Annotated in this window: 5 protein-coding genes and 1 pseudogene; all 6 read right to left on the bottom strand. The window is 52.1% G+C overall.

The window, feature by feature from the left end:
• Positions 1 to 488: hypothetical protein (locus H6B10_RS13075; protein WP_204652009.1), on the bottom strand; the 488-nt coding region annotated here is incomplete at its 3' end.
• A gap of 57 nt (positions 489 to 545) precedes the next feature.
• A complete protein-coding gene (locus H6B10_RS13070) occupies positions 546 to 1,709 on the bottom strand; it encodes a hypothetical protein (RefSeq protein WP_204652008.1) in 1,164 nt (387 codons plus the stop codon).
• Positions 1,710 to 1,888: 179 nt separating this feature from the next.
• Positions 1,889 to 2,545 carry a hypothetical protein gene (locus H6B10_RS13065; RefSeq protein ID WP_204652007.1) on the bottom strand — a complete coding sequence of 219 codons (657 nt, stop codon included), beginning with the start codon at positions 2,543 to 2,545 and terminating at the stop codon, positions 1,889 to 1,891.
• A complete protein-coding gene (locus H6B10_RS13060) occupies positions 2,546 to 3,022 on the bottom strand; it encodes a hypothetical protein (protein ID WP_204652006.1) in 477 nt (158 codons plus the stop codon).
• Between the two features lie 146 nt (positions 3,023 to 3,168).
• Positions 3,169 to 3,522, bottom strand: a complete 354-nt coding sequence (locus H6B10_RS13055; protein WP_204652005.1) for a hypothetical protein — start codon at positions 3,520 to 3,522, stop codon at positions 3,169 to 3,171.
• Positions 3,523 to 3,670: 148 nt separating this feature from the next.
• Positions 3,671 to 3,882 (bottom strand): annotated as a pseudogene (locus tag H6B10_RS13050) (hypothetical protein); the annotation flags it as partial.

The raw sequence follows: 3,882 nt of genomic DNA, 5'->3' as shown, positions 1-3,882 counted from the left end.
AGAGAAATGGTCTGGAACACAGTCCCGTTTGTATCCGTGATCTGAATTTTGCTGCCGGCCGGTTCAAAAAATGTTCCATAAGCGTAACAGTCGGAGGTCCCGTTTACAGAAAGGATGGTCACTGCCATTCCGTCGTCGGCCTGGATGTTCTCGCTGTTCCATTCCGACGCGGCAAGGAGTCTGTACCGGTTGTTTTCTTTCCCAAAAAGATGGATTTGGTGTTCTGTGCGGCTCTGCTCGGTGATCAGGCAGCAGGAATCCTGTCCCTCAATGGCGGCAATCATTGTACCGTCTGCGGGAAACAGCGCCGCCTCCGCCGGCGTTTCAAACCAAAGGGAGGTTCTCACTTTCAGCGATACCGCTCCGACCGCAATGACAGCCAAGATCAATACTACAACGCCAAGAGCTTTCCTTTTGACCCACTTGTAAACAATAACAGCGCCGATGATCAGCGTGAGCCAACCCAGGGGATTTATACTGTTGTACATGGATTCCCCTTCTTCCAGTCAGAATGCGCGGGCAGCGATCCGTATGAGGGAAGACCGTCATTGAAAGAAGACCCGCTTGCTCCCTGTCGAAAACTGATAGAAAGTCTCTCCGTTTTGTTGGAAGGCACCATTTGGCAAGTATCGCTCGGGTGCCCAGTAGGTATGAAGTTCCAATTCCGGCGGGTTGGTGCCATCGTCCAGGATGGTTGCCGCGCCAAGAATACTGGCCCCGGAGTCCCAGGTGTAGGGACTTAAAAACAAAAGCTGCAGACCGGCATCCGCATTCCATACAAGGTCATAGTAATCGGTAAACTTGGAATTGCCGATTCTGGGCAGCGTGTAGCAGCGAACATTCACCAGCTTCCTATTTTCTCGGTCCAGATTCATGGTCAGGATCCGGCATCTTTGTCTGTGATCATGGTGGAGTAGCGCGTATCCGCGGTCACCGACCACGCAGGTCCCCGTCACGTGATAGTCTTTGTCACAGGGATAGCTGTCCAGCAGGTTGCCTTCCTCGTCGACCCAGGCGAGCTGTTTCCTGACATCCAGCGACGATTCCTGAAAATTCCCGCCATAGTCCCGCCAGAACCCCAGGTACTGTCCGCCGCCCAGCGCCGTGGCAAAAGTCAGACATACATCCACCGGCTCGATGGCCGTCCGCTGCCGGGTGGTGCTGTCATAATGGTTTATGTAAGCGGAATCCCGCCCTTGCCAGCCGAGCAGAACCTCGCCGTCGGCGGATTCCAGGAAGGAGGGGATCCCGGCGGCCTCCATTTTGTCCAGGGTGGTCATGGTCCCGTCGGTGCAGTCCAGCCAGAACAGGGTGCACCAATCCAGGATATCCGCGTTCCGGTAGACTACCTTTTCCCGTTCATTCACCAGCAGAAAGTATCCGTCTTCCTGCTCCAGGTAGTCGCAGACCATCGCGTCCCCCAGAAAAAAGCTCTGCATCTCCTCGAAGTCCGGCTTCAAACCGTCCATCGGCACCACGATAAAGGAAGACCCATAGGGAGTCTCCGGCAGGGTGACTGCCCCCACCAGCCTGTGGCTCGGGGTGACATAGAGCGTGCCTCCACCGGGGCCTTCGTATTCGCCGGCTTGGGTGAGCGGTGTTCCTGTGGCGACTTTCAGCGTTTTGGGCTGAAACAGCATCATGATGCCGGGGGTGATCACGCAGAGCAGCAGCCCGATGATTATCACAGCGGTTCGTATACGTCTCACGATGGAAAGCCTTCCTTTCTGCGGACAGTTCCCGCAACAGGCAATCGGCGGAAAGGGCGGCGTCGGATGCCATTGTCAGGAGAATATCTGCCATCCCATGAGAAAAAATCTGTTTTTATGTGGCACCCATAGTGCCGGGTATTTGCACTGCGGCATGATGCTCTGAGGGAACAACCTTCTCAATCTGCATCACCGTATATCACCAGTTGTGTGGTGGATTTTGCCGACAGAAAAAGACGCCAGCATTCCCCGTCATCCGTCGCCGTTACAAAGATTTCTATGCGGTCGCCATTGGAAAGATCGATTCTGGCGTCGCCGAAACGGTTCATTCTGGCAGCGACGACCGTCACATGCTCCAGTCCCGCAAACCATTCCTGCGCCTTTTCATCAAACAGATTCTCGCCCTGGACGTCCCAGTCAAAATGATTATAGTCGAAATCTTCTGCGGCCAGCCTGCGGGTGGATGGCGCATAAAAGTCCAGGCTTCCCAAAAGCACTTTTCTTTTTTCCAGGTTTATGATCCGCCAGGGACATTGCACGTGTAGGGAATAGGTCCCCACGTGTTTTTCTTTGCTGATTCTATCGGGAACAATCACATCTTCCCCGAAATGAAGATCCAGCATATTCGCCGCCCGGCCGATGGAATGGACCGGCTGCCCGATCAGACGGCTGATTCTGCACAATTCTGTCTTTTGTTCGCACATGGTTTTCCTCCGTTGCGGGGAGCGGCCACTCCACAGACGGGAGCATCGAAGAGAAATGCCGCGGAAATTTCGGATGTGGGGGAGTTTTGCCCTGGGAAAGGAATCACGATGGCAACGCGCGGTTTCCTGCAATCAGCCATCCTGTTCCGCGGTTCCGGGGTAAGACCTGCCGGCTTGTGGGGGAACCACGAAAGTCCTCTTTTCGGCTTCACTGAGCTGGGACAATGCCAGTTTTTCAATGGCGACATCCCTGCACAGAACCTTGAGGCGGGCAATTCCAAAATCAAGACTGCATTGGTACAAGGCATGAGAGTCATACATCCTTTTGGAAATGTCGATATCCTGTATAAAGTAGTCGATTTGCGCGTAGGTATAAAATTCCGGCTTCCATTTGCTTTTTTCCATATGCTCGACCTGCTCACTTGCATGGGAGAAGTCCAGATGGTAGCATTCGGCAAAGGTGTATTTCACAACGGTATGGCAGTCATATTCGTGATACAGATACACTTTGCTCAGAAAATGCTCGGCAGTGATTCCTAAAACTCTTGCCTCGTAGAAATCATATTGCCGTGCGATTGCGTTCTTATCGCCGCTATCGATTGGATTCATGAAAGTCAACTCCCGCTATGGACTGATATATGATCATCTGGAAACATTTTGAATATACAGCGGTTTAGTCTGGCGGAGCAAGCAGGTTCGTATGGACTTTCGCCTTTTTCTCATTGATAGCGGTTGTCCACGCCCATTTCTTGACTTTACTTAAAGTTGGAGAGGATCAGATAAGCTCCAAAGATCGCCATGAATAATTCGGCCGGGGTTCCCACAAGAAGCTTTACGGATACATAGGCTTTCCCACGCCTGCTGCTTTGATCAATTCTTTTCTTACATATAAGGAAAAAGATTGCGTCCAGCAAAAGGCCGAGACTTGTGAAGCCAAATACGGCATTGACCGCCAGTTCTTTTTTGATGCAACACACAGCGGTTAGAAAAAGAAAAGTAGCCACACCGGTTGTAATGCTGACCACCAAAATCAATAAGGTGAGAAGATGCATAGTCATGGGGGAAATGCCGTTATTGTGGTTGCTTGTATTTTTTCTGTGTAGGAACATCAGCCGCGCCTCCTGTCTGGTGTGCGTGCATGGAACGCCCGGAGCGAGTAACCCAACATGGACAGTGGTCTTGCGCAGTCCTATATCACGCTCCGCAACCATTTGCAGTATGGAGAAGACACGGCATACAGCGCCCGCGTCTGCCCGACTATAGAATGAAATATCCGATGGCGCCATCGGTGTAATGGTTTATGTCGTCATTCAACCACAGGCTTTCGCCCTCCCGGAGTTTATGAAAGCGGATTTCTGTGTGATCCTCATCACAGGCAAGAATCATGCAAAACCGGGCTTCCGGCTGCATGCACTTGAGTTGGAATGCCCACGTTTCGAGGGCTAATAACGCGATTTCAAATCCCTGTT

The organism is Gemmiger formicilis (genome assembly GCF_016901605.1).
GTDB lineage: Bacteria > Bacillota > Clostridia > Oscillospirales > Ruminococcaceae > Gemmiger > Gemmiger formicilis_B.
This window is presented reverse-complemented; position numbering and strand designations above follow the sequence as displayed.

What these genes read in the sequence shown, in the direction of transcription:
- H6B10_RS13060 (WP_204652006.1), bottom strand. Translation starts at nt 3,022, where the DNA reads ATGAATCCAATCGATAGCGGCGATAAGAACGCAATCGCACGGCAATAT.
- H6B10_RS13055 (WP_204652005.1), bottom strand. Translation starts at nt 3,522, where the DNA reads ATGTTCCTACACAGAAAAAATACAAGCAACCACAATAACGGCATTTCC.